At 67.5% G+C, this 24,846-nt stretch carries 18 protein-coding genes and 1 riboswitch; of the genes, 7 read left to right on the plus strand and 11 right to left on the minus strand.

Annotation, left to right across the window (positions count from 1 at the left end; all coding sequences use genetic code 11):
- Positions 1 to 1,458, plus strand: coding sequence for a multidrug efflux RND transporter outer membrane channel subunit OprM (oprM, locus tag AC4OR5_RS11900; protein WP_003084633.1), 1,458 nt, complete (start codon positions 1 to 3; stop codon positions 1,456 to 1,458).
- Positions 1,459 to 1,553: 95 nt separating this feature from the next.
- Here oprM and rhlE2 read toward each other — a convergent pair whose 3' ends face one another.
- From rhlE2 to ahcY, 5 genes are all read right to left on the minus strand, one after another.
- On the minus strand, positions 1,554 to 3,473 hold the full coding sequence (gene rhlE2 / locus AC4OR5_RS11905) for an RNA helicase RhlE2 (protein WP_003084635.1): 1,920 nt from the start codon (positions 3,471 to 3,473) through the stop codon (positions 1,554 to 1,556).
- 250 nt (positions 3,474 to 3,723) lie between these two features.
- Positions 3,724 to 4,794 (minus strand): hypothetical protein, encoded by a 1,071-nt coding sequence (locus AC4OR5_RS11910; RefSeq protein WP_003084637.1) that lies wholly within the window; start codon positions 4,792 to 4,794, stop codon positions 3,724 to 3,726.
- A gap of 69 nt (positions 4,795 to 4,863) precedes the next feature.
- Positions 4,864 to 5,712, minus strand: coding sequence for a methylenetetrahydrofolate reductase [NAD(P)H] (metF, locus tag AC4OR5_RS11915; protein WP_003084639.1), 849 nt, complete (start codon positions 5,710 to 5,712; stop codon positions 4,864 to 4,866).
- A 66-nt stretch (positions 5,713 to 5,778) separates the two neighbouring features.
- Complete coding sequence (locus AC4OR5_RS11920; protein WP_003118822.1) at positions 5,779 to 6,333, minus strand: HD domain-containing protein; 555 nt, start codon at positions 6,331 to 6,333, stop codon at positions 5,779 to 5,781.
- A gap of 40 nt (positions 6,334 to 6,373) precedes the next feature.
- A complete protein-coding gene (ahcY, locus tag AC4OR5_RS11925) occupies positions 6,374 to 7,783 on the minus strand; it encodes an adenosylhomocysteinase (RefSeq protein WP_003099900.1) in 1,410 nt (469 codons plus the stop codon).
- 22 nt (positions 7,784 to 7,805) lie between these two features.
- Positions 7,806 to 7,911, minus strand: a riboswitch (S-adenosyl-L-homocysteine riboswitch).
- A gap of 179 nt (positions 7,912 to 8,090) precedes the next feature.
- On the opposite strand from ahcY, the gene AC4OR5_RS11930 reads away from it, so the two are divergent.
- The 4 genes from AC4OR5_RS11930 to AC4OR5_RS11945 all read left to right on the plus strand — a co-directional run bounded on the left by AC4OR5_RS11930 (position 8,091) and on the right by AC4OR5_RS11945 (position 13,019).
- Positions 8,091 to 8,507: a DUF2946 domain-containing protein gene (locus AC4OR5_RS11930; protein ID WP_023086803.1), complete on the plus strand. Its 417-nt coding sequence runs from the start codon at positions 8,091 to 8,093 to the stop codon at positions 8,505 to 8,507.
- A gap of 125 nt (positions 8,508 to 8,632) precedes the next feature.
- On the plus strand, positions 8,633 to 10,825 hold the full coding sequence (locus tag AC4OR5_RS11935; RefSeq protein WP_058160891.1) for a TonB-dependent receptor: 2,193 nt from the start codon (positions 8,633 to 8,635) through the stop codon (positions 10,823 to 10,825).
- A 10-nt stretch (positions 10,826 to 10,835) separates the two neighbouring features.
- Positions 10,836 to 12,314 (plus strand): PepSY domain-containing protein, encoded by a 1,479-nt coding sequence (locus AC4OR5_RS11940; protein ID WP_058160894.1) that lies wholly within the window; start codon positions 10,836 to 10,838, stop codon positions 12,312 to 12,314.
- Positions 12,315 to 12,398: 84 nt separating this feature from the next.
- Positions 12,399 to 13,019, plus strand: coding sequence for a TetR/AcrR family transcriptional regulator (locus AC4OR5_RS11945; RefSeq protein WP_003084655.1), 621 nt, complete (start codon positions 12,399 to 12,401; stop codon positions 13,017 to 13,019).
- A 36-nt stretch (positions 13,020 to 13,055) separates the two neighbouring features.
- Here the strand turns inward: AC4OR5_RS11945 and AC4OR5_RS11950 are convergent, their stop codons facing one another.
- The 5 genes from AC4OR5_RS11950 to hydA all read right to left on the minus strand — a co-directional run bounded on the left by AC4OR5_RS11950 (position 13,056) and on the right by hydA (position 19,924).
- Positions 13,056 to 14,327, minus strand: coding sequence for a cytosine deaminase (locus tag AC4OR5_RS11950; protein ID WP_003084657.1), 1,272 nt, complete (start codon positions 14,325 to 14,327; stop codon positions 13,056 to 13,058).
- A complete protein-coding gene (gene codB / locus AC4OR5_RS11955; protein ID WP_003084659.1) occupies positions 14,317 to 15,567 on the minus strand; it encodes a cytosine permease in 1,251 nt (416 codons plus the stop codon). Before codB ends, AC4OR5_RS11950 begins: the two co-directional genes overlap by 11 nt.
- A 181-nt stretch (positions 15,568 to 15,748) precedes the next feature.
- A complete protein-coding gene (gene preA, locus AC4OR5_RS11960) occupies positions 15,749 to 17,026 on the minus strand; it encodes an NAD-dependent dihydropyrimidine dehydrogenase subunit PreA (RefSeq protein WP_019484388.1) in 1,278 nt (425 codons plus the stop codon).
- Entirely contained in the window at positions 17,023 to 18,390 is a 1,368-nt protein-coding gene (locus AC4OR5_RS11965; protein ID WP_058160896.1) for an NAD(P)-dependent oxidoreductase, read from the minus strand. The genes preA and AC4OR5_RS11965 overlap by 4 nt, the downstream gene beginning before the upstream one ends.
- Before the next feature lie 94 nt (positions 18,391 to 18,484).
- Positions 18,485 to 19,924, minus strand: coding sequence for a dihydropyrimidinase (gene hydA, locus AC4OR5_RS11970; RefSeq protein ID WP_058160898.1), 1,440 nt, complete (start codon positions 19,922 to 19,924; stop codon positions 18,485 to 18,487).
- 615 nt (positions 19,925 to 20,539) lie between these two features.
- Between hydA and AC4OR5_RS11975 the strand changes: the two genes are divergently transcribed.
- Together AC4OR5_RS11975 and AC4OR5_RS11980 are read left to right on the plus strand one after the other, a co-directional pair.
- Complete coding sequence (locus tag AC4OR5_RS11975; RefSeq protein ID WP_003084674.1) at positions 20,540 to 22,030, plus strand: NCS1 family nucleobase:cation symporter-1; 1,491 nt, start codon at positions 20,540 to 20,542, stop codon at positions 22,028 to 22,030.
- A gap of 58 nt (positions 22,031 to 22,088) precedes the next feature.
- Positions 22,089 to 23,372: a Zn-dependent hydrolase gene (locus AC4OR5_RS11980; protein ID WP_058160901.1), complete on the plus strand. Its 1,284-nt coding sequence runs from the start codon at positions 22,089 to 22,091 to the stop codon at positions 23,370 to 23,372.
- A 199-nt stretch (positions 23,373 to 23,571) separates the two neighbouring features.
- Here the strand turns inward: AC4OR5_RS11980 and AC4OR5_RS11985 are convergent, their stop codons facing one another.
- The gene (locus tag AC4OR5_RS11985; RefSeq protein WP_003099921.1) at positions 23,572 to 24,795 is read right to left on the minus strand and encodes a CaiB/BaiF CoA transferase family protein; all 1,224 of its coding nucleotides are present in this window, start codon (positions 24,793 to 24,795) and stop codon (positions 23,572 to 23,574) included.
- Positions 24,796 to 24,846: the final 51 nt, after the last annotated feature.

Here is a 24,846-nt window from a genome sequence, read left to right on the forward strand (position 1 = left end):
ATGAAAAGGTCCTTCCTTTCCCTGGCGGTAGCCGCTGTCGTTCTGTCCGGCTGCTCGCTGATTCCCGACTACCAGCGCCCCGAGGCGCCGGTAGCCGCGGCCTACCCGCAAGGGCAGGCCTACGGGCAGAACACCGGCGCGGCGGCCGTTCCGGCCGCCGACATCGGCTGGCGCGAGTTCTTCCGCGACCCGCAGTTGCAGCAACTGATCGGCGTGGCGCTGGAAAACAACCGCGACCTGCGGGTCGCCGCGTTGAACGTCGAGGCCTTCCGGGCGCAGTACCGCATCCAGCGGGCCGACCTGTTCCCGCGGATCGGCGTGGACGGTAGCGGCACCCGCCAGCGTTTGCCGGGCGACCTGTCGACCACCGGCAGTCCGGCGATTTCCAGCCAGTACGGGGTGACCCTGGGCACTACCGCCTGGGAACTCGATCTCTTCGGCCGCCTGCGCAGCTTGCGCGACCAGGCCCTGGAGCAGTACCTGGCGACCGAACAGGCGCAGCGCAGCGCGCAGACCACCCTGGTGGCCAGCGTGGCGACCGCCTACCTGACGCTGAAGGCCGACCAGGCGCAGTTGCAGCTGACCAAGGACACCCTGGGCACCTACCAGAAGAGTTTCGACCTGACCCAGCGCAGCTACGACGTCGGCGTCGCCTCCGCGCTCGACCTGCGCCAGGCGCAGACCGCCGTGGAAGGCGCCCGCGCGACCCTGGCGCAGTACACCCGCCTGGTAGCCCAGGACCAGAATGCGCTGGTCCTGCTGCTGGGTTCCGGGATCCCGGCGAACCTGCCGCAAGGCCTGGGCCTGGACCAGACCCTGCTGACCGAAGTGCCGGCGGGCCTGCCGTCGGACCTGCTGCAACGGCGCCCGGACATCCTCGAGGCCGAGCACCAGCTCATGGCCGCCAACGCCAGCATCGGCGCCGCGCGCGCGGCGTTCTTCCCGAGCATCAGCCTGACCGCCAACGCCGGCACCATGAGCCGCCAACTGTCCGGCCTGTTCGACGCCGGTTCGGGTTCCTGGTTGTTCCAGCCGTCGATCAACCTGCCGATCTTCACCGCCGGCAGCCTGCGTGCCAGCCTGGACTACGCGAAGATCCAGAAGGACATCAACGTCGCGCAGTACGAGAAGGCGATCCAGACCGCCTTCCAGGAAGTCGCCGACGGCCTGGCCGCGCGCGGTACCTTCACCGAGCAGTTGCAGGCACAGCGCGATCTGGTCAAGGCCAGCGACGAGTACTACCAGCTCGCCGACAAGCGCTACCGCACGGGGGTGGACAACTACCTGACCCTGCTCGACGCGCAACGCTCGCTGTTCACCGCGCAGCAGCAACTGATCACCGATCGCCTCAACCAGCTGACCAGCGAGGTCAACCTGTACAAGGCCCTCGGCGGCGGCTGGAACCAGCAGACCGTGACCCAGCAGCAGACCGCGAAGAAGGAAGATCCGCAGGCCTGATCGCCTTCCGCGCCATGCAAGAACGCCGACCCTAGGGTCGGCGTTTTTTTATCCTCGCGGAAGTCGGCGGGTCCGCGTCACGGACCCGCTCGGCCTTAGCGGTTGCGGGTCAGCAGTGCGGGGCGCTCGCCCTTGCGCCGCGGCTCCAGCTCGTCGAGCTGCTCGGCGGTGGGGAAGCGATCCATGCGCACCAGGTCGCGCTTGTTGATCACCACCGGCTGGCGGCTCGGCTGCTTGCCGGTGCCGTACTCGGACGGCTCGCGCAGCGGAGCGTCGCTCATCCGCGAGGCATTCTCGCGGCCCTGGCCGCGCGGCTTGCTGGCGCGCGGTTTCTTCGCCTTGCCCTGGCCGGCACCCTGACCGCGAGCGCCGCCTTGAGCGGCGCCCTGGCTCTTGCCGCGAGCTTGGCCCTGGCCTTGGCCACGACCCTGCTGGCCGGTGCCGCCCTGGGGTTTCTGCTGGCCACCGCGGCGTCCGCGTCCCTTGTTTTCCTGACCCTGGTAGGGGCTGACGTAGTCGGCGCGGTTGCCGAAATTGTCGAAGTCGTCGTCGAGGAACTCTTCCGGATCGCGATTACCGTCGACTTCCGGCGGCCGATTGGGCTTGGCCGGACGCGCTTCGCGGCTCTGCCGCGGCTGCTGCGCTTGGCCGGCCTCGCGGTTTTCCTTGTTCTTGCCACCACGACGGCGGCGCTTGCCGGCCGGCTTCTCGGTACCGTCCTGGGCCGCAGCGACATTGCTGTCGGGGTTGCTCGCCTGGGCGTCTTTCGGCTTGCGCTCGCGGCTGCTGCGCCGTTCCTTGTCGCGGCGCGGCTGCTTCTGCGGCGCCTCGCGGGGCTCCGGCTGGGCCACCTCGGGCAGCACGGCCTCGGGGTCGAAACCCTGGGCATCGCCATCGGGAATACGCTGTCTGGTCATCTTCTCGATGGCCTTGAGCAGCTTCTCTTCGTCCGGCGCCACCAGCGAGATCGCCTCGCCGCTGCGTCCGGCGCGGCCGGTACGGCCGATGCGGTGGACGTAGTCTTCCTCGACGTTGGGCAGCTCGTAGTTGACCACATGGGGCAACTGGTCGATATCCAGGCCGCGGGCGGCGATGTCGGTCGCCACCAGGATGCGCACGTCGTTGGCCTTGAAGTCGGCCAGCGCCTTGGTCCGCGCGTTCTGGCTCTTGTTGCCATGGATCGCGGCGGCCGGCAGGCCGTGCTTGGTCAGGTACTCGGCGAGACGGTTGGCGCCGTGCTTGGTACGGGTGAAGACCAGCACCTGTTCCCAGGCGCCGACGGTCACCAGGTGCGCCAGCAGGGCGCGCTTCTGCGGCGCCGGCAGGCGGAACACGCGTTGCTCGATGCGCTCGACCGTGGTGTTCGGCGGCGTTACCTCGATGCGTTCCGGGTTGTGCAGGAGCTTGTTGGCGAGGTCGACGATGTCTTTCGAGAAGGTTGCCGAGAACAGCAGGTTCTGGCGCTTGGGCGGCAGCTTGGCGAGAACCTTCTTCACATCGTGGATGAAGCCCATGTCGAGCATGCGGTCGGCCTCGTCGAGGACGAGGATTTCCACGTGGGACAGGTCGACCTTGTTCTGCCCGGCCAGGTCGAGCAGGCGGCCGGGGCAGGCGACGAGTACGTCGACGCCCTTGGCCAGGGCCTGGATCTGCGGGTTCATGCCAACCCCGCCGAAGATGCAGGTGCTGTTCAGCGGCAGGTCGCGGGCGTAGACCTTGAAGCTGTCATGCACCTGGGCGGCCAGCTCACGGGTCGGGGTCAGTACCAGCACGCGCGCCTGGCGCGGGCCGTGGCGGTGTTCGCGGTCGGGATGACCGGCGGGGAACAGGCGCTCCAGTACCGGCAGGGCGAAACCACCGGTCTTGCCGGTGCCGGTCTGTGCCGCAACCATCAGGTCGCGACCTTGCAACACGGCGGGAATCGCCCGCTGTTGCACGGGAGTGGGCTGGCTGTAGCCCGCAGCCTCCACAGCGCGGGCAAGCGCCTCGGAGAGTCCGAGGGAAGAAAAGGACATGCGGGTTTTCCTATATGGGCCGGGGCGAGGCCGGCTGCTGTGAAATCACCAAGTTCTGCGAACTCCTGTCTACCTTCGGGCCCTGTCGGCCAGGGCGGAAGGTCTGGCCGCGGCGCTGCGTATGCGCTCGGTGGCCGGTGTCGAACGGGTGCCCTCGCGGGCATGGCCGCGCACCTGGTCGGGGGCGCTGGCCGGTTCGCTCCCGGCCCTGGGTGGGGGGGCCGGGGGCAGCGTCAACGGAGGGCTGCGGTCAGAGCAGGTCACGCTGGCGCAAATGCTGGCGGATCTCGTTGGCCCGGGAGCCAAGGAGGTTGCGCAGCAAACTGTGATTCAGCCAATCCTCGATTTGTTCCGCAATCGGTTCCTGCGGATAGCGTTCGATGGCATTGGTCGCGGCTTTCTCCCACCAGACGGGGCCGCAGGCCCGGTCGAACTCGTTACTGTATTCGTGGCAACCGTAGAGCAGTTCGATACTGAACTGGCGCATCGGAGCCGGCAACGGCAGGGTTCCCAGCTTGTACAGCAGACGCTTGGCACGCGGTGGGCGTGGCAGTCGATCGGTCACCTTGAGGGTGTCGTCGAGGGCTGCAGCGCTGAGAAGGGAGGAACCGTGCTTGCACAACCAGGCCTGGATCTTCGCGCGGAACAGCTGTTTCCGGCTCCAGTAATGGTGGATCAGGTCGGTACAACCCACCAGCTCCAGCCGCTTGTGGGCGGCGACGGCCAGGACGAATTCCTCAAGAGTATAGGCACCGTTGGCAATTGGATAGAGTTCATCCATTAATTCCAACGAACGGTCGAGTATTTTCGCCTCTTCCCGAGGCAGGCCGATGACGCCGGAGTTGAGCTGGTGCATCTCGTCGTCGGCCCAGCCGCGCTCGAACAGGTAGGGCGAGAGGTCGCGGTAGAGCGGGAAGTTACGGTGTTCGCCATAGCGCGCGCCGATCGCGTTGCACAGCAGGCTGCCGGGCTGGATGCGGTCGAACAGGCGCAGGGGCGAACTGTGGAAGAAGGTATCGGTGTCGATCAGCAATGCCTGGTCGGCGTCTTCCAGGGCGTCGCGCAGGGCCACGTGCTTGGCGCGGAAGTGATAGCCGTGCGGTTGGCACCAGGCGACCAGCTCCTCGGCCGTCACTTCGCGGACCTGCACCGGCAGGCCGGCGTAGGGACTGGGGTCGTCGGTATAGACCCTGACCGTCAGGCCATGCGCCGCCCCGTCGCGGAGGTGGGCGAAGGCGCTGGCAATGCTGAACAGGGCTTCCTGGTGGTAGGTCTGTCGCCCGTAGACCAGGTAGATCAGATGCTTGCGTGAGTTGGCCATGTCTGTCGTGGATCGCGTGAGAGGCTTCCCTGCCGGTATACGCTGCCGGGCCGAACCGCGTGGGCGGTATCAGCGTGGCAGCTGGAGATTCTTCCAGATCGCCAGGCTCGGATCGGCCTGGTTCAAAGTATAGAAATGCAGTCCCGGTGCGCCGCCCTCCAGCAGGCGTTCGCACATCTCGCTGATGACCTGCTCGCCGAAGGCCTGGATGCTGCGGCTGTCGTCGCCGTAGGCTTCCAGTTGCTTGCGGATCCAGCGCGGCAGTTCGGCGCCGCAGGCGTCGGAGAAGCGCGCCAGCTTGGAGTAGTTGGTGATCGGCATGATGCCGGGGACCACCGGGATGTCCACGCCGAGCTTGGCGACCCGCTCGACGAAGTAGAAATAGGCATCGGCGTTGAAGAAGTACTGGGTGATGGCGCTGCTGGCGCCGGCCTTCACCTTGCGCACGAAGTTCGCCAGGTCATCCTCGAAGCTGCGCGCCTGGGGGTGGACTTCCGGATAGGCGGCGACCTCGATGTGGAAGTGGTCGCCGGTCTCGGTGCGGATGAAGTCCACCAGTTCGTTGGCGTAGCGCAGTTCGCCGCTGGCCATGCCCATGCCCGACGGCAGGTCGCCGCGCAGGGCGACGATGCGGCGGATACCGGCCTCGCGGTAGCGGCCGAGCAGTTCGCGCAACTCGGCTTTCGAGTCGCCGACACAGGACAGGTGCGGCGCGGTCGGCACCTTCACTTCGCCGTCCAGTTGCAGCACGGTGCTCAACGTGCGGTCGCGGGTGGATCCGCCGGCGCCGTAGGTGCAGGAGAAGAAGTCGGGCTTGTAGCCCGCCAGGTTGCGGGCGGTGGCCAACAGCTTTTCATGGCCGGCCTCGGTCTTCGCCGGGAAGAACTCGAAGCTGAAACGGCGTTCGCTCTGACTCATGATCGGTTCCTTGGACGCGACCACGGCCGCGCCTCTTCTTGTTGATTCCGACTAGCGCCGGGTACTTCAGTAGTACTGGCGGTAGTGCTCGATTTTTTCCCGCAGGCGTCGGGCCGTCGCGGCGTGGGCATGGCCGAGGCGAGCGAGTATCAGCTGCGACTCCTGGTGGTAGTTCGCGATCTTGTCCTGGTTCCAGGTCTGCGGCGGTGGCTGCAGGTTGGTGATGCGGTCGCACAGCTTGACCAGGGCGTACTGCGCCGGGCCCTCGGCAAGCGCCTGGAGATAGTCGTCGAGGGAACGCTTGGGACCGTCGCCGACGCGCTTGCTCAGGGCCTGCACGCCGGCACAGACGAACTCGCCGAACTGTTGCCGCAGCTCCTCGGGTGAGGTCGCCGTGTCTTCCAGGGTGTCGTGCAGGACCGCGATCTGCAGGGTTTCCCCGAGCCGTTCGATGGCACCGTCGCGATCGGCGGCCAGCAGCTCGTTGGCGACCATGCCCAGGTGCACCAGATAAGGCAGCGGCGAGCCGCTGAGGGTCTGGTTGCGGTGGGCGCGGGCGGCGAACAGCCAGGCCTGGTTGTAGCGATCGGCGAGGTGCGTGGACATCGTGGGAGCGCTCATGCGAACGGGGCAGGCGCATGGCGCCTGCCCCGTGGTCCGCTTAGTAGCGATAGGTGTCCGGCTTGAACGGGCCTTCCACGCTCACGCCGATGTACTCGGCCTGTTTCGGGGTCAGCTGGGTGACCACGCCGCCGAAGCCCTTGACCATCTCCAGGGCCACTTCCTCGTCGAGCTTCTTCGGCAGCACTTCGACGCTCAGGCGCTTGGCCTTCTCGGCGGCCGGCAGGTCGGCGTACTTCTGCTCGAACAGGTGGATCTGCGCCAGCACCTGGTTGGCGAAGGAACCGTCCATGATCCGGCTCGGATGGCCGGTGGCGTTGCCCAGGTTGACCAGGCGGCCCTCAGCGAGAAGGATCAGGTAGTCGTCGTTGTGCGCGTCGAAACCGTCCTTGCCGGTGCGGTGGATCTTGTGCACCTGCGGCTTGACCTCTTCCCAGGCCCAGTTCTTGCGCATGAAGGCGGTGTCGATCTCGTTGTCGAAGTGGCCGATGTTGCAGACCACCGCGCGCTTCTTCAGCGCCTTGAGCATGTTGGCGTCGCAGACGTTGACGTTGCCGGTGGTGGTGACGATCAGGTCGATCTTGCCCAGCAGCGCGGCGTCGATGCTGGCCTCGGTGCCGTCGTTGATGCCGTTCTTGTACGGCGAGACGACTTCGAAGCCGTCCATGCAGGCCTGCATGGCGCAGATCGGGTCGACTTCCGCGACCTTGACGATCATGCCTTCCTGGCGCAGCGACTGCGAGGAGCCCTTGCCCACGTCGCCGTAGCCGATCACCAGGGCCTGCTTGCCCGACAGCAGGTGGTCGGTGCCGCGCTTGATGGCGTCGTTGAGGCTATGGCGGCAGCCGTACTTGTTGTCGTTCTTGCTCTTGGTCACCGAGTCGTTGACGTTGATCGCCGGGACTTTCAGGGTGCCGTTCTTGAGCATGTCGAGCAGGCGGTGGACCCCGGTGGTGGTCTCTTCGGTGATGCCGTGGATGCGCTCGAGCATCTGCGGGTATTTCTTGTGCAGGATCTCGGTCAGGTCACCGCCGTCGTCCAGCACCATGTTGGCGTCCCACGGCTGGCCGTCCTTGAGGATGGTCTGCTCGATGCACCATTCGTACTCTTCCTCGGTCTCGCCCTTCCAGGCGAACACCGGGATGCCGGCGGCGGCGATGGCGGCGGCGGCCTGGTCCTGGGTGGAGAAGATGTTGCAGCTCGACCAGCGGACTTCGGCGCCCAGCGCGACCAGGGTCTCGATCAGCACGCCGGTCTGGATGGTCATGTGGATGCAACCGAGGATCTTCGCGCCTTTCAGCGGCTGCTGGCCGGCATACTTGCGGCGCAGGCCCATCAGTGCGGGCATTTCCGATTCGGCGATGATCAGCTCGCGGCGGCCCCAGGCGGCCAGGGTGATGTCGGCGACCTTGTAGTCGGTGAAACCGGCGGGCGTCATGACAGCGCTCATGCGTAACTCTCCATTCGTTGTCTGCGAATGGGCGCCGTTGGTGCGTTGACAGACCGGCGAGGCCGGCCTGAGAGCGCGCTCCGTTCGAGCCTGACAGGCCTAGGCCTGCTGCAGCGCCCCTCGAACGGAAGGCGGGAGCGACCCGAAAGGGCCGCCTGAGCGGGCGATTATAGCGGCGCCACATGAAACTCCCAAGTCACCCCTGATACGCCGCTCGTCGCCGTGCGTCGCGCCCTCGGGCTGCGGCGATGCACCGCAGCGCAGAAGCGCGGGGAATTTGCGTGTCAGGATGCTAGAGTGCGCGGTCATGAGAATCGCTCCCATCTCCCGCTCACCGCTGCTGCAGTGGCTGAGCTTCGCCCTCTGTGCCTGCGTGCTGGTCAACGCGCTGGCTTGCGGCGTCCTGCACCTGCAGGCGCTGGGAGTGGGCAGCGACAAAGGGCAGAAGGCCAGCGTCGGGCTGTTCTGCGTCGCCGGTGCCAGCCAATGGCTATCCCTGGATCCCGACGACGGGTCCGCCGGCGATCCGGCACCGGTCAATCCCCAGTTGCCGGTGAGCTGCCCGATGTGCAGCGCCCTGGTGCTGTTCGTCGCGCTCGGGGTGATCTGGTCCTGGCGCTTGCAACGGCGACGCCAGGCGCGTTTCCGCCCGCCCGCCACGCGCGAGCCGGTGCCGCCCCGGTACGTCTGGCCGCCGGCCAACCCGCGCGCTTCCCCCGCCTGATCCTGAACGCCCGCCGCGCCGGGCATTTGCATCCGTCGCCCGTCCTGCCTCGTCCGCGCAGCGCTCGCCGCTGTCCATCCGGGCGAGGCGGGCGTGCCCACCATGCCTTGCTTCAGGATCGCTCGATGAAAAAGCATTCCACGGCCCGCCGCGTCCTCGCGCTGGGTCTCAACCTCACCCTGGCCGGCGTTCCGGCCTGGCTCTGGGCCGATGAGGAACCCACCGAACTGCCCGCCCTCACCGTCAGCGCCGGCGCCGCCGGGGAAACCCCGCCGGCCCTCGATCTCGACGACAGCGCCGGCGGCGGTTCGCGCCTGGGCCTGAGCCTGCGCGAGACTCCCGGCTCGGTAAGCGTGGCCAACCGTGCCAGCTTCGAGCGGCGCGGCCTGCGCAGCACCCAGGACATCGCCAACAGCCTGCCCGGCGTGAACGCCTCGGCGCCGCCCGGCTTCGGCGGCTTCGTCACCTACCGCGGCTTCAGTTCGAACCAGGTCAACCAGTTGTTCAACGGCATTCCGGTGCAATACAGCAGCGCCATGCGTCCGCTGGACGACTGGATCGTCGACCGCGTCGAGCTGGTCGGCGGTCCGTCCTCCTTCCTCAACGGCGCCGGTGCCGTCGGCGGCTCGCTGGACTACATCAGCAAGCTCGCCGACCGCTACGGCGATTTCATGGAAGGCCGGGTGCGCTACGGCAGCTACGACGATTCGGAAGTCGCCTTCGGCTTCAACCAGGCCCTGGGCATCGGCCCCGAGCCGAAGCACTTCGTGCGCCTGGACGTCAGCCGCAGCGGCGGCAACGGCTACGTCGACCGCAATTCGCGCGAATCGTGGAACGTCGCTTTCTCCCTGCTCAGCGACCTGACCCCGGACCTTTCCCACACCCTGGCCCTGGAGTACCAGGACGAGCAGGAAGACAGCCCCTACTGGGGCACACCGGTGCTCAATCCCTACGCCGGCGAGCTGAAGATCGACAAGAGCCGTCGCCGCGAGAACTACAACGTCGCCGATGGCCGCTACGAACAGCGCGTGCGCTGGCTGCGCTCGATCCTCGAATACCGGGTCAGCGACAGTACGCGCTGGCGCAACACCTTCTACTACTACGACGCCGAGCGCGATTACCGCAACCTCGAGACCTACCGCTACAACGCCGACAACAGCGGGGTGGTGCGCTCCAACGCGTTCCTCCAGCGCCACGACCAGCAGCTCAACGGCAACCGCTTCGAGCTACAGCACAGCCAGCCGCTGTTCGGACTGGCCAGCGACTGGGCGCTGGGCTTCGACTACAGCATCAACAAGCAGACGCGCTTCCCGAGTACCGCCTCCGGGCCGTTCGGTACGGTCGATCCGGCCAGTTTCGAGCCGGGCCACTTCTACGACCTGCCGGGCATGCGTCCCGGCCACCGGAAGGACCGCAGCAACGAGGTGCGCACCAGCGCGTTGTTCGCCGAGAACCGCCTGGGCCTGACCGACGAGCTGTCGCTGGTCACCGGGCTGCGCTACGACCACCTCGACCTCGACGTGCGCAACCATCGGGTACCCGACAAGGACAATCCCGCACACTTCGAGCGGCGTTGGGACGTGCTCACCGGGCGCGCCGGGCTGGTCTACCAGTTCACCCCGCACGCCAACGTCTACCTGCAATACAGTACCGCCGCCGACCCGCCGGGCGGGGTGCTGACCAGCGCCAGCTTCGGCCAGGTCCGCGACTACGACCTGTCCACCGGCGACCAGTGGGAGCTGGGCAGCAAGTTCGATTTCCTCGACGGTCGCGGCAGCGCCACCCTGGCCGCCTACCGCATCGTCCGCCGGGACTTCTCGGTGGCCGACCCGAACAACCCCAACCTCAGCGTGCCGGTGGGCCAGCAGACCTCCAGGGGCATCGAGGCCGCCGCCTCCCTGCGGATCACCCCGAAGCTGCTGGCCGAGGGCAATTTCGCCTGGGTCGACGCGCAGTACGACGAGTTCACCGAGAACGTCGGCGGCGTCGCCGTCTCGCGCAAGGGCAAGACGCCGCCGAACGTGCCGGAGCGGGTCGGCAACCTGTGGCTGACCTACGACTTCGACCCGGCCTGGCAGGGCGGGGTGGACGCGCGCTACGTGTCCTCGGTGTACGCCAACAACGCCAACACCTGGCACGTGCCGTCCTATACGGTCTACGGGACTTTCCTCAGCTACCGGCTGGACGAGCGCACGCGGATCACCGGGCGCGTGCGCAACCTCACCGACGAGGTCTACGCGCGCTTCGTGCAGAGCACGCCGCTGTACTACGTCGGCGACCCGCGCACCTTCGAGCTGAGCGTGCAGACGCGCTTCTGAGGAGTCGTCGATGAAACGCTACCTGTACCTGTGGCACCGCTGGCTGGGCATCGGCTGCTGCCTGCTGATGGTGCTCTGGTTCGTCTCCGGCATGGTCATGCTGTATGTCGGCTATCCCAAGCTGACTCCGCTGGAACGCCTGGCCCACCTGCCCGAGCTGGACGGCTGCGAGGCCTGCGTACCGCTGCGGACGGCCCTCGCCGGCGGCGATGGAAAAACCCCGCGGAGCATCCGGCTGGCCAGCGTAGGCGGCCTGCCGACCTACCTGCTGGACGATGCCGACGGACGCACGCGTGCGCTGGCGGCGCGCGACGGCCGACCGCCGGCGGTGGACGCGGACAGGGTGCTGGCTTCGGCCCGTGCCTTCAGCGGCGAAGTACCGATGCAGTTGCAAGGGCGGATCGAGGAAGACGCCTGGACCCATACCCGCAACCTCGATCCGCACCGGCCGCTATGGCGGGTGCAGACCGCGGACGAGCAGGGCCGGCTGCTCTACCTGTCCTCGCAGACCGGCGAGGTGGTACGCGACGCCAGCCGCCGGGAGCGTGCCTGGAACTGGCTCGGCGCCTGGCTGCACTGGCTCTATCCGCTGCGCGGCGGCTGGTTCGACGGGCAGTGGGCGAACCTGGTGATCGGCCTGTCGCTGCTGGCGACCCTGGCGACCGTCCTCGGCATCCTCGTCGGCCTGCTCCGCTGGCGTTTCCGCAAGCCCTACCGCAGCGGCTCGCGCTCGCCCTATGCGGGCGGTTTCCAGCGCTGGCACCACCTCGCCGGCCTGCTCTTCGGCGCGCTGGTGCTGAGCTGGATCTTCAGCGGGCTGATGTCGATGAATCCGTGGAACCTGTTCGGCCGCGGCACGCCGCTCGACCTCGCGGCCTACCAGGGCGGTAGCTGGGACCGGGCGCTGCCCGCCGGACTGGAGGCGGACGCTGTCCTGCGGCGCTTGCGTGCCGCCGGGTTGCGGGTGCGCGAACTGGAGTGGCGGGCGCTCGACGGCGAGCCCTATGCGCTCGGGCGCAGCGCCAGCGGCAACAGCCTGCTGCTGACGGCGGATGGCGAAATCCTCCGCGAGCTACCCGCGGATCGCCTGCTGGCGGCGGCTCGCACGCTGCTGCCGGGCGTGCCGATGCAGGCCGAACGGTTGGAACGCTATGACTTCTATTACTACCCGCGCGAAGAACACAGCATGATGGGCTACCTGGAACGGCGCCTGCCGGTCTGGCGCCTGCGTTTCGACGATCCCCGGCATACCTGGGTGCACCTGGATCCCTACAGCGGCGCGGTGGTTGGCGTGCTCGACGACGGTCGGCGCGGCAGCCGCTGGCTGTTTTCCCTGTTGCATAGCTGGGACTGGCTGCCGCTGCTGACCCGGCGTCCGCTGTGGGACCTGTGGATGCTCGGTTTCAGCCTCGGCGGCCTGGTGGTCTGCGCCAGCGGCTGCTGGATCGGCTGGCGTCGCCTGCGCGGCCGCCGTCCGAAGCGTCGCTGAGAGGGGCTACCTGGCAAGACTGGGCGTCGCCGCACGCCCGGATTTGCTGGTAGCCTTGGTTGAATTCGCAGTAATGGATCGCACATGGGCACACACAAGATCGAGATCCGCCGCCGCAACGTCGAGAAGATTCTCCTGGCCGCCGAAAAAGTCTTCGCCGAAAAAGGCTACGCCGGCACCTCCATGGGCAACATCGCCGAAGAAGCCGAACTGCCGCGCTCCAACCTGCACTACTACTTCAGCACCAAGGACGAGCTGTACCGCGACGTCCTCCTCGGCCTGCTCGAGGTCTGGAAGCAGGACGCCCTCTGCTTCGAGATGTTCGATGACCCAAGGGTGGTATTGACCAGCTATATCCGCGCGAAGATGAACCATTCGCGCACCCGCCCGCATGGCTCCAAGGTCTGGGCCAACGAAATCATGCATGGCGCGCCGCTGCTCGGCGCCACCCTCGACGACAGCCTCTACGAATGGGCCAAGATGAAGGAGGCGAAGATCCGCCAGTGGGTCGAGGAAAAGCGCATCCTGTCGATCGAACCGAGCAGCCTGCTCTACATGATCTGGGCCTCCACCCAGCACTACGCCGACTTCGGCTACCAGGTCGAGGTGCTCAACGGCCACCAGCCGCTCAGCGACATGCAGTTCGAAAGGGCGGTACAGACGGTGACCAGCGTGGTCCTGCGCGGAATCGGATTGGAGCCCTGAGCAGCGGAGCCTTCGCTAGAAGGCTCCGGCGATGGCTCAGCTGGCGCGGGTGAAGTCCACCGCTTCCGCCTGTTCGAGGAACACCGTGGTCTGCGCCGGGACCGTCTCGGCGAGCAGCCGTCCGCCGCGGATCGAGTAGCGCACCGGGACCTGCCGGCGTACCGCGTCGAAGCCGTCGCGGGCCGGCAGCACCAGCAGGTTGGCCGGATGGCCGACCTCGATGCCGTATTCCCGCAGGCCGAGGGTGCGGGCGCTGTTGCGGGTGATCAGGTCGAGGCCGCCGTCGATCTCGTCGTAGCCCATCATCTGCGTCACGTGCAGGCCCATGTGCAGCACCTGCAGCATGTTCGCGGTGCCCAGCGGGTACCAGGGGTCGAACACGTCGTCGTGGCCGAAGCAGGTGTTGATCCCGGCACCGAGCAGTTCCTTGACCCGGGTGATGCCGCGGCGCTTCGGGTAGTCGTCGAAGCGCCCCTGCAGGTGGATGTTCACCAGCGGGTTGGCGACGAAGTTGATTCCCGACAGTTTCAGCAGGCGGAACAGCCGCGAGGTGTAGGCGCCGTTGTAGGAGTGCATCGCCGTGGTGTGGCTGGCGGTGACCCGTGCGCCGAGGCCGTCGCGATGGGCGAGCATGGCCAGGGTCTCGAGGAAGCGCGACTGCTCGTCGTCGATTTCGTCGCAATGCACGTCCACCGGCAGGTCGTAGCGCTTGGCCAGGTCGATGGCCTTGTGCAGCGACTCGACGCCCAGCTCGCGGGTGAATTCGAAATGCGGGATCGCCCCCACCACGTCGGCGCCCAGGCGCAGCGACTCCTCCAGCAGTTCCAGGCCGTTGGGGTAGGAGAGAATGCCCTCCTGGGGGAAGGCGACGATCTGCAGGTCGACCCAGGGCGCCACTTCGCCGCGCACCTCGAGCATGGCCTTGAGCGCGGTGAGGGTCGGGTCGGAGACGTCGACGTGGCTGCGCACGTGCTGCACGCCGTTGGCGATCTGCCATTTCAGGGTCTGCCAGGCGCGCTGCTTGACGTCCTCGTGGCTGAGCAGGGCCTTGCGCTGGGCCCAGCGCTCGATGCCTTCGAACAGTGTGCCGGAGCGGTTCCACTCCGGCTGGCCGGCGGTCTGGGTAGTGTCGAGATGGATGTGCGGCTCGATGAACGGCGGCACGGCAAGGCCGCCGGCGCCGTCCAGGCGCTCGCCGGCGTCGTCGGCGGCCTGTTCCATCGGCACCAGGGCGGCGATACGGCCATCGGCGACGCGCAGTTGCCAGAGACCTTCGCGGCCGCGCAGGCGCAGGTTGTCAATCAGCATGGAGGACCTCTTCTGGTTTGTTCGGGCTGCGGCTCAGCAGGGGATTGAGCAACAGGTAGGCGATGGCGGCGCCGAGCACCGCGTTGACCGGCACTATCCCCGGCAGCCAGTGGCCGGCGGCGGTGCCGCAGGCGACGGCGAGGATCGCCGCCCAGTTGATCGCCTGGATGTCCGCGCAGGGGTGCTGGCGGTAGCGCCGGCGGCGACTCAGGTAGTCGGCGATGATCACCCCGCCGATGGGCGGGATGGCGGCGGAGAGGAAGGTCAGCCAGCCGACGAAGTGGTTGTACAGCCAGAGCGCGGCGAGGGTGCCGAGGGCGCCGTTGAGCATCGCCAGGAAGCGGCTGGAGAGGCCGGTGATGTTGGCGAAGCCGAGGCCGGAGGCATACAGCGCGTTGTCGTTGGTGGTCCAGATGTTCAGGCCGAGGACCAGGATCGCCGGGATCAGCAGGCCCTGGGCGATCATCACGTCGGAGATGTCCGACTTACCCACCGCCGCCGCGCCGGCCGCGCCGAAGATGAACATCAGCGAGTTGCCGAGGAAGAACGCCACCAGGCACACCACCACGGCGGTACGCGCGCTGCGGCCGAAGCGGACGAAGTCGGCGGTGAGGGTGCCGGCGCTGACGAACGAGCCGACCACCAGGGCGATCGCGGTCGAGAGGCTCAGCGGCGCGCTCGGCGTCACCTGCTGCAGCGCCGCCAGGCCGCCGGCGTCGCGCACCGCGAGCCATACCGAGTAGCTGCCGAGAACGACGATCGCCGGGACCGCGATGGCCGACAGCAGGGTCAGACCGGCGATGCCGAAGAACACCGTGAGGGTCATCAGCGCCCCGGAGACCAGGATCAGCAGGTTGACGTCGAGGCCGGTGGCCTTGGCCACCGGGATGGCGAACATCGCTACGCCGACGCCGAACCAGCCGACCTGGGTGCCGCCGAGCAGCGCCGAGGGCAGCCAGGAGCCCTTGCTGCCGAACGAGTAATGCGCCAGCAGGTGGGTGGAAAGGCCGGTGCGCGCGCCGATGAAGCCGAGGATCGCGGTGTACAGGCCGAGCATCAGGTTGCCCAGCAGCACGGCGAGGAAGAAGTCGTCGTAGCTCAGGCCGGTGCCGAGGGTGCCGCCGGTCCACATGCTGGCGGAAAAGAAGGTCAGGCCGAGCATCACCACGCTCAGGGCCAGCGCGCTCTTGCGCGCCGCCAGCGGGACCGGTTGCTGGCTGTAGTTGCTGTCTGCGGACATGCGCGAGTCTCCATGGGGCGCCGGCCGTCCGGGAGCGTCGGCCGGGCCGCGGCGAATGGTAGTCGAAGGCGGGTCGATCCGACAGACGCCGTTGCGCGTCGTCGGACCGCAGCGGCACGCAGGAAGCGTGCCGGCGCGCGGCAGGGCGGCGTCCGCCGGGGATGCGGGCGCCGCCCTGCGTTCAGGAGGCTTCGCGGTAGGGGTTGCGCGGATCCTGGGTCCAGTTGAGATAGGGCTTGCCGGTGTCCTGCGGCACCATTTCGATGCAGTTCTCCACCGGACAGGTGATCTGGCACAGGTTGCAGCCCACGCACTCGGCGTCGATCACTTCGTAGCGGTGCGTACCGTCGGCCCGGGGCAGGCTGGCGATGGCCTGGTGCGAGGTGTCCTCGCAGGCGATATGGCAGCGGCCGCAACCGATGCAGGCGTCCTGGTCGATGCGGGCGATCACCTGGTAGTTGATGTCCAGGTACTTCCAGTCGGTGGTATTGCCTACCGCGCCGCCGCTGAAGTCGGACAGCCGCTGGTAGCCATGGCTGTCCATCCAGCGCGCGAGACCGTCCTGCATGTCCTCGACGATACGGAAACCGTGCAGCATCGCCGCCGTGCATACCTGTACCGCGCCGCAGCCGAGCGCGACGAATTCCGCTGCGTCGCGCCAGTTGCCGATACCGCCGATGCCGCAGATCGGCAGGCCGCGGGTCTGCGGGTCGCGGGCGATCTCGGCGACCATGTTCAGGGCGATCGGCTTCACCGCCGAGCCGCAGTAGCCGCCGTGGGTGCTCTGGGTGCCGACCACGGGGAGGGCGACCATGCGCTCCAGGTCGACGCTGGTGATCGAGTTGATGGTGTTGATCAGCGACACCGCGTCGGCGCCGCCGCGATGGGCGGCGCGCGCCGACTGGCGGATGTCGGTGATGTTGGGGGTGAGCTTGACGATCACCGGCAGCGAGCAGTGGGTCTTGCACCAGCGGGTGACCATCTCCACGTACTCCGGTACCTGGCCCACCGCCGCGCCCATGCCGCGCTCGGGCATGCCGTGGGGGCAACCGAAGTTCAGCTCGATGCCGTCGGCGCCGGTGGCTTCCACCAGCGGCAGGATGTATTTCCACGACTCCTCGACGCAGGGCACCATCAGCGACACGATCAGCGCGCGGTCTGGCCAGTCCTTCTTCACCTGGGCGATCTCGCGCAGGTTGATCTCCAGCGAGCGGTCGGTGATCAGCTCGATGTTGTTGATCCCCTGCACCTGGCGGTTCGGTCCGAAGTGCGCGGAATAGCGCGACGACACGTTGACCGCCGCGGGGTCTTCGCCGAGGGTCTTCCAGACCACCCCGCCCCAGCCCGCCTGGTAGGCGCGGACCACGTTGTAGGCCTTGTCGGTGGGCGGCGCGGAGGCCAGCCAGAAGGGGTTGGGCGACTTGATGCCGGCGAATTCGATAGACAGGTCGGCCATCACGCAGCCTCCACGTTGAGCATGAGTTGGGCGTGGATCGCTTCCGCCGCCAGTTTGCCGTGCTGCACCGCCTGCACGGTGAGGTCCTCGCCGAGCGCCACGCAGTCGCCGCCGGCGTAGATGCCGGGGATGCTGGTGCGCATCTGTCCGTCGACCTGGATGCGCTCGCCGTCGCGCCGCAGTTGCGCTGCCAGCGGATCGCCCAGGCTGGCGCCGTCGAAGGCCTGGCCGATGGCCTTGAAGATGGCGTCGGCGGCCAGTTCGAAGTGTTCGCCGGTGTCGCCCAGGCGACCGTTCTCCAGGCGCGTGCGGGCGAAGCGCATGCCGCGCACCCGGCCATGCTCGTCGAGCAGTACCCGTTCCGGTCGGGCCCAGGTCAGCAGGCGCACCTGGCTGGCCTTGGCGATCTCCTGCTCGTGGCCGGTGGCGCCCATTTCCTCGAAGCCACGGCGGTAGACCAGGTTGACGTCGCGGGCGCCGAGCCGGCTCATCTGCACCGCCATGTCGATGGCGGTGTTGCCGGCGCCGATGACGATGCAACGGTCGGCGACGGGCAGGTCGAGCAGGTCGTCGCTCTGCCGCAGTTCGCGGATGTAGTCGGTGGCGGCGAGCAGGCCGGGGGCGTCCTCGTCTTCCAGGCCGAGGCGCTTGCTGGCAGCCAGGCCGATGCCGAGGAACACCGCGTCGTACTCTTCGTGCAGGGCGCCGAGCGCGAGGTTGTCGCCGAGACGCTGGCCGTTGCGCAGTTCGATACCGCCGATCTGCAGGAGGAATTCCACTTCGCGCCGGGCGAAGTCGTCCACCAGCTTGTAGCGGGCGATTCCGTATTCGTTGAGGCCGCCGGCCTTGGCGCGGGCCTCGAAGAGCACCACCTCGTGGCCGTGCATGGCCAGGCGGTGGGCGCAGGACAGCCCGGCCGGCCCGGCGCCGACCACGGCGATGCGCTTGCCGGTGGCCGGCGAGCGCTTGAACGGATGTTCGTCGAAGCCGGCGTGGTCGAGGGCGTAGCGTTGCAACTGGCCGATCAGCACCGGTGCGCATTCCTGGGCGTTGTTGCGTACGCAGGCCCGCTGGCAAAGGATTTCCGTGGGGCAGACGCGGGCGCAGCTGCCGCCGAGGATGTTCGCCGAGAGGATCTTCTGCGCCGCGCCCTGGACATTCTCCTGGGCGATGCTGCGGATGAACCCGGGGATGTCGATCTCGGTCGGGCAGGCGTTGACGCAGGGCGCGTCGTAGCAGTACAGGCAGCGGGCGCTTTCCAGGGCGGCTTGGCGGGCGTTGAGCGGCGGCGCGAGGTCGGCGAAGCGCTCGGCGAGCGTATCCGCGCCGGCGTCCGGACGGGGGAGGTGGTTCAGGGAATCGATCACGGTTGTAGCCTCTCTTCTGGTTTCTTCTCGGGGCAGTCAACGGCAATACGGCACCGTCCGGCCTCTACGGGCCGGTCCGGTATTGCGGGAAGGATCAGCGCTCGACGGCGACCGGGCGCTGGCGTTCGGCGCGGCGGCCGAGCACTTCGTACACCGACGGGTAGGCTGGGCGCTCCACGTAGCGTCCGGTGCCGGGTTCGGCGCGCAGGTCGCCGGCGGCCCAGAGCAGCTTGCCCTGGCTGATGGTGTGGCTGGGAATGCCGCGCACGGTGCGACCTTCGAAGATGTTGAAATCGACCCGCTGGTGGTGGGTGGCGGCCGAGAGGGTGCGGCTGCCCTGCGGGTCCCAGAGCACCAGGTCGGCATCCGCGCCGACGCGGATCGCGCCCTTGCGCGGGAACAGGTTGAAGATCTTCGCGGTGTTGGTGGAGGTCAGCGCGACGAACTCGTGCATCGACAGGCGCCCGCTGTTGACCCCGGCGTCCCACAGCAGCGCCATGCGGTCCTCGATGCCGGCCGTACCGTTGGGAATCTTGCTGAAGTCGTCGCGGCCCATGGCCTTCTGCTCGGCGCAGAAGCAGCAGTGGTCGGTGGCGGTGGTATGCAGGTTGCCGGACTGCAGGCCGCGCCACAGTGCTTCCTGGTGTTCGACGGGACGGAACGGCGGGCTCATCACGTAGCCGGCCGCGGTGGCCCAGTCCGGGTGGCGGTAGACGCTGTCGTCGAGCAGCAGGTGCCCGGCCAGCACCTCGCCGTAGACCGGCTGGCCCTTGGCGCGGGCATAGGCGATCTCGTCCAGCGCCTCGCGGCTGGAAATATGCACCAGGTACAGCGGCGTACCCAGCGTCTCGGCGATGCGGATGGCACGGCTGGCGGCCTCGCCCTCGACTTGCGGCGGACGCGACAGCGGATGCGCCTCGGGGCCGGTGAGGCCCTGGGCGAGGAGTTTCTGCTGCAGGTGGAAGACCAGTTCGCCGTTCTCCGCGTGCACCGTCGGCACCGCGCCCAGCTCCAGGCAGCGCTCGAAGCTGGCCACCAGGGTATCGTCGGCGGCCATGATGGCGTTCTTGTAGGCCATGAAGTGCTTGAAGCTGTTCACCCCGTGCTGTGCCACCAGCTCGCCCATTTCCCGGGCGACCTCGTCGCTCCACCAGGTGATGGCGACGTGGAAGCCATAGTCCGCAGCGGATTTCTGCGCCCAGCCGCGCCAGGTGTGGAAGGCCTCCAGCAGCGACTGTCGCGGGTTGGGGATGACGAAGTCGATGATCGAGGTGGTGCCGCCGGCCAGCCCGGCCGCGGTGCCGCTGAAGAAGTCCTCGCTGGCCACCGTGCCCATGAAGGGCAACTGCATGTGGGTATGGGGGTCGATGCCGCCCGGCATCAGGTACTGGCCACCGCCGTCGAGGACGTCGCAGCCGGAGGGGGTTTCGAGGTTCTCGCCGATGGCCTGGATGAGGCCGTTGGCACAGAGCACGTCGGCTCGATAACTCTCTTCGTGAGTAACCACGGTGGCGCCACGGATCAACAGGGACATGCCGTCTTTCCTCGCAGGCTGACCGGTCGTTGCCGGTTCTTGAAATTGTTTTTTCGCCATGCGCCGAGGGCTTCTGTAATCCTGTCAGCGCTGACAGGATTCGAATCTAGATGCTGATCATCGATTGAGCAAGATTATTTTCAAATGGTTGTTTGGGTTTGTAACTTATTGATTTTAAATAATTAAAAATAAATATCACCAAAATGGTGAGGGTTCTCACCATTTTGACGCGCTTGACAAGAACTCAAAAAGGTCGAGATTTCCCATGCAAAATCAGCCGCTTGAAAGCCGTGTTCGAGCGGTTGTGGGGAGATGAAAAAAATTCGCCTGCACTCCTTTGGTTCCTGACCGGGGCGACAGGCTCGCGCATTTTCCCCGGTGACACGCCGGACTGCCCGTCGGCGTGTCACCGACGTTGTCGATGAAGTGTTTCAGATCAGTCGGTTACCTCCAGTAGACCGGCCTGCCCAGTGACGTCGCGGGGTTTTCGGCACGCTTATTGAGTGCCGCCCGCCACGGCATTGTCCGGACCGGAGGTGCAGTACTGGTGGTGCGGTACTCCGGCCATCGCATTAGCCCGATGAGCGAATAACTAAAAGAATTCTGGAGAGGCCCATGCAACAGAGCAGATCGGAAGTGACCGAGCGCGACGGCTTGGTCGAGCTGTCCGCCGGCAGCGACGTACTCGACAGTCCCCGCTACAACCACGACATCGCCCCGACCCGGGTGGAACAGCGTACCTGGAACAGGTGGCACATCACCGCGCTGTGGATCGGCATGTCCATCTGCGTGCCCACCTACACCCTCGGCGGCGTCCTCACCGCCTACTTCGGCCTCAGCGTCGGCGAGGCGCTGCTGGCGATCCTGCTGGCCAACCTGGTGGTGCTGATCCCGCTGACCCTCAATGCCTTCGCCGGCACCCGCTACGGCATTCCCTTCCCGGTGCTGCTGCGCGCTTCGTTCGGCATCATCGGCTCCAACGTGCCATGCCTGATCCGCGCCGTGGTCGCGTGCGGCTGGTTCGGCATCCAGACGCTGTTCGGCGGGCTGGCGATCCATCTCTTTCTCGGTTCGATCTTTCCCGCCTGGAAGGCCCTCGGCGGCACCGGCGAGGTGATCGGTTTCCTCCTGTTCTGGGGGCTGAACCTGTGGGTGGTGCTGCGCGGCGCGGAGTCGATCAAATGGCTGGAGACACTCTCGGCACCGCTGCTGGTGCTGGTCGGCCTCGGCCTGCTGGTGTGGGCGCTGCCGCACATATCGGTCAGCGAACTGCTGGCGCAGCCGCCGAAGCGCCCGGAAGGCGCCAGCGTCACCGGCTACTTCATGGCCGGGCTGACGGCGATGGTCGGCTTCTGGGCCACGCTGTCGCTGAACATCCCCGACTTCAGCCGCTATGCGCGCAGCCAGAAGGACCAGATACTCGGGCAGATCTTCGGCCTGCCGCTGACCATGTTCCTGTTCGCCGCCCTCGGCGTGGTGATGACCGCCGCCTCGGCCTCGCTGGTGGGCGAGACGGTTTCCGACCCGGTCAGCCTGATCGGCCACATCCCCAGCCCCGGCTGGGTGGCGGTGGCGATGGCGCTGATCATCGTCGCCACCCTCTCGACCAACACCGCGGCGAACATCGTCTCGCCGACCAACGACTTCCAGAACATCGCACCGAAACTCATCGGCCGCACCCGCGCGGTCTGGCTCACCGGCTTCATCGGCCTGGCGCTGATGGCCCACGAGTTGCTGAAGAAGCTCGGCTGGATCGTTTCCGACCTCAGCCTGGAAAGCGTCTACTCCAACTGGCTGCTCGGCTACTCCAGCCTGCTCGGGCCGATCGCGGGGATCATGGTGGTGGACTACTTCCTGGTGCGCAGGCAACGCCTCGACCTCGCCGGACTCTACCGCGACGACGTCTACCCGGCCTGGAACTGGCCCGGCTTCGCCGCCTTCGCGGTGCCGGTGGCGCTGACCGTCATGGCCCTCGGCAACCGCCAATTCCACTGGTTCTACGACTACGGTTGGTTCACCGGCTCGCTGCTCGGCGGCGCGCTCTACTACGGCCTCTGCGGCCGCCGCGCGCGGAGCCCGGCGGCATTGGCCAAACCGCTGCCCTGATGGGCATGCAGGCGGCCGGCGAGCCGCCGACACCTACTCCAAGCCTGAGGAGACGACAATGAGCACTGCCCGGAACGTCCTGCAATCCACCCAGCGACACATCGATGGCCAGCGCCTCTGGCAATCGCTGATGGATCTCGCCCGCCTCGGCGCCACCGCCAAGGGTGGGGTCTGCCGCCTGGCCCTGAGCGATCTCGACCGCCAGGCCCGCGATCTCTTCGTGCAATGGTGCGAAGCGGCCGGCTGCACGGTCAGCGTCGATCGGGTCGGCAACATCTTCGCCCGTCGTCCCGGGCGTAACCCGGACTTGCCCCCGGTGATGACCGGTAGCCACATCGACACCCAGCCCACCGGCGGCAAGTTCGACGGCTGCTTCGGGGTGATGGCCGGCCTTGAGGTGATCCGCACCCTCAACGACCTCGGGGTGGAAACCGAGGCGCCGCTGGAGGTGGTGGTGTGGACCAACGAGGAAGGCTCGCGCTTCGCGCCCTGCATGATGGGCTCGGGCGTATTCGCCGGGAAGTTCACCCTGGAGGAGACCCTGGCCAAGCGCGATGCCGACGGTGTCAGCGTAGGCGAGGCGCTGGACGCCATCGGCTACGCGGGAGCGCGTGAATGCCTCGGACATCCGGTGGGCGCCTATTTCGAGGCGCACATCGAGCAGGGGCCGATCCTCGAGGACGAGGAGAAGACCATCGGCGTGGTGCTTGGCGCGCTCGGGCAGAAATGGTTCGACCTGTCCCTGCGCGGTGTCGAGGCACACGCCGGACCAACGCCGATGCACCTGCGCAAGGACGCCCTGGTCGGTGCCGCAGCGGTGGTCGAGGCGGTCAATCGCGCGGCCCTCGGCCACCAGCCGCATGCTTGCGGCACGGTCGGCTGCCTGCACGCCTATCCCGGCTCGCGCAACGTGATACCCGGCGAAGTGAAGATGACCCTGGACTTCCGCCATCTGCAACCGGAGCGCCTGGACTCGATGATCGCCGAGGTCCGCCAGGTGATCGCCGCTACCTGCGAGAAGCATGGCTTGCAATACGAGCTGGTGCCGACCGCCGATTTCCCGCCGCTGTACTTCGACCAGGGATGCGTCGGCGCGGTGCGCGAGGCGGCGCAGGCGCTGGGCATGCCGCAGATGGACATCGTCAGCGGCGCCGGCCACGACGCGATCTTCCTCGCCGAACTCGGTCCGGCGGGGATGATCTTCGTGCCCTGCGAGAACGGCATCAGCCACAACGAGATCGAGAACGCCAGCCCCGACGACCTGGCCGCCGGCTGCGCGGTGCTGTTGCGGGCCATGCTCAAGGCCTCCGAGGCGATCGCCGGCGGCCGCCTGGCGGCCTGAGTGGCGCTTCCATCGAGGCGCCGGCATCGACCGCCTTCTACACGGGGTACGGTGGGGCGAATAACGCCAGGGGCGTTATCCGCCGATGCACGGCTGGGCGGCGGATAACCGCGTTGCGGTTATGCGCCCTACTGGCGGTGCTGCGCGGGGTACGGTGGGGCGTTGTCCGCCGAGGCGTCGCTGGGGCGGTGCGCGGGGCTCAGATCACCTTGCCGTCGCGCAGCCTTTCCAGTGCGGTCGCGTCCAGGCCGAGGAGCGTCTCGAGGACCTCGTCGGTGTGCTGGCCGAGGGTGGGCGGCGGGTTGCGGTATTCCACCGGCGTCTCGGACAGGCGGATCGGGCTGGCTACCTGCGGAACCGTCCCGGCCAGCGGGTGCGGTAGCTCCACGCGCAGGCCGCGGGCCTGCACCTGCGGGTCGGCGAACACCTGCGCCAGGTCGTTGATCGGCCCGCAGGGCACGCCGGCGCGCTCCAGGGAAAGAATCCACTCGGCGGTGGTGTGCAGCACCGTGGCCTGGCGGATCAGCGGGATCAGCACCTCGCGATTGGCCACCCGCGCCTTGTTGGTGGCGAAGCGCGGGTCGTCGGCCCATTCCGGGTGGTCTGCCAGCTCGGCGAACTTGCGGAACTGGCTGTCGTTGCCGACCGTGAGGATCATGTCGCCGTCGGCGGTGGGGAAGTCCTGGTACGGCACGATGTTCGGGTGCGCGTTGCCCAGGCGCCGCGGCGGCACGCCGGTGGTCAGGTAGTTGAGGGTCTGGTTGGCCAGGCAGGCGACCTGCACGTCGAGCAGGGCCATGTCGATGTGCTGGCCGATGCCGCTGACGTCGCGGTGGGCGAGGGCGGCGAGCACCGCGGTGGAGGAGTACAGCCCGGTGAGGATATCGGTCAGCGCCACGCCGACCTTCACCGGACCGGCGCCTTCCTCGTTGTCGGCGCGCCCGGTGAGGCTCATCAGGCCGCCCAGGCCCTGGATCATGAAGTCATAGCCGGCGCGCTTGGCATAGGGTCCGGACTGGCCGAAGCCGGTGATCGAACAGTAGATCAGCTTCGGGTTGACCTGCTTCAGCGATTCATAGTCGAGGCCATAGGCCTTGAGCCCGCCGACCTTGAAGTTCTCCAGCAGGATGTCGGCCTTGGCCGCCAGTTCGCGAACGATGCGCTGGCCTTCCGGCTGGGTGAAGTCCACCGTCACCGACTTCTTGTTGCGGTTGGCCGACAGGTAGTAGGCCGCCTCGCTGGTGTCGTTGCCTTCGGCATCCTTGAGGAACGGCGGGCCCCAGGCGCGGGTGTCGTCGCCGCTGCCGGGGCGCTCGATCTTTATCACCTCGGCGCCGAGGTCGGCGAGAATCTGCCCGGCCCAGGGGCCGGCCAGGACACGGGACAGGTCGAGTACGCGGATATGGGAAAGGGCGCCGGGCATGACGGTTCTCGCTGCTGGGGGCTGGAAACGGAAATGGCCGGGAAGACGGGT

The organism is Pseudomonas sp. YA1 (assembly GCF_058680555.1).